We start from the raw sequence: 1,287 nt of genomic DNA, 5'->3' as shown, positions 1-1,287 counted from the left end.
CCAAAAAAAGAGGAAATACCCATGGCAAAGGCCAAGTTTGAACGTAACAAGCCACACGTCAACGTCGGAACCATCGGACACGTTGACCATGGTAAAACCACCCTTACCGCTGCAATCGCAACCGTAGCTGCAATCAAATCAGGCGGCGAAGCAAAAGACTATGCGTCTATTGACTCAGCACCAGAAGAAAAAGCACGTGGTATCACCATTAACACCTCACACGTAGAATATGACACTGAAACTCGTCATTACGCACACGTAGATTGCCCAGGTCACGCCGATTATGTTAAAAACATGATCACTGGTGCTGCTCAAATGGACGGCGCAATCCTAGTAGTATCTGCAACTGACGGCCCAATGCCACAAACTCGTGAGCACATCTTGCTATCACGTCAGGTTGGCGTACCGTACATCATCGTGTTCATGAACAAATGTGACATGGTAGATGACGAAGAACTACTAGAACTAGTAGAAATGGAAGTTCGTGAACTATTGAACGATTATGACTTCCCAGGCGACGACACCCCAATCGTTAAAGGTTCTGCTACTGAAGCCCTAAAAGGCTCAGAAGACAAATATGGCCAACCAGCGGTTGTAGAACTTCTAGAAGTACTAGATACCTACATCCCAGAGCCAGAGCGTGACGTTGACAAATCGTTCCTAATGCCAATCGAAGACGTATTCTCAATCTCAGGTCGTGGTACTGTAGTAACAGGCCGTGTTGAGTCTGGTATCGTTAAAGTTGGTGACGAGATCGAAATCGTTGGTATCCGTGACACTCAAAAAACCACCTGTACTGGTGTAGAGATGTTCCGCAAACTGCTTGACGAAGGTCGTGCAGGCGAAAACTGTGGCGTACTACTACGTGGTACTAAGCGTGAAGACGTACAACGTGGCCAAGTACTAGCTAAGCCAGGTTCAATCACTCCTCACACCAAGTTTGACGCTGAAGTATATGTATTGTCAAAAGAAGAGGGTGGTCGTCACACACCATTCCTAAACGGCTATCGTCCACAGTTCTACTTCCGTACTACTGACGTAACTGGCGCAATCCAATTACAAGACGGTACTGAAATGGTAATGCCTGGTGATAACGTTGAGATGGGCGTAGAGCTTATCCACCCAATCGCTATGGACAAAGGTCTTCGCTTCGCTATTCGTGAAGGCGGCCGTACTGTAGGCGCTGGTGTTGTTGCTAGCGTATTGAACTAATCATTAAGTCTCAGTAATGAGCTTATGAGTTAGTCATAAAAAAGGCCATCCTAATCAGGGTGGCCTTTTTTTATT

Annotated in this window: 1 protein-coding gene; it reads left to right on the top strand. The window is 46.4% G+C overall.

What is annotated here, in order from left to right; all coding sequences use genetic code 11:
• Window positions 1-21 precede the first annotated feature (21 nt).
• On the top strand, window positions 22-1,212 hold the full coding sequence (gene tuf / locus ACT3QQ_RS13815; protein WP_444521873.1) for an elongation factor Tu: 1,191 nt from the start codon (window positions 22-24) through the stop codon (window positions 1,210-1,212).
• Window positions 1,213-1,287: the final 75 nt, after the last annotated feature.

Origin of the sequence: Psychrobacter sp. AOP7-A1-24 (assembly GCF_052376235.1) — a bacterium.
Lineage (GTDB): Bacteria > Pseudomonadota > Gammaproteobacteria > Pseudomonadales > Moraxellaceae > Psychrobacter.
This window is presented reverse-complemented; position numbering and strand designations above follow the sequence as displayed.

Excerpts from the sequence above, each read along its gene's own strand:
- tuf (WP_444521873.1), top strand. The coding sequence starts at position 22 with ATGGCAAAGGCCAAGTTTGAACGTAACAAGCCACACGTCAACGTCGGA.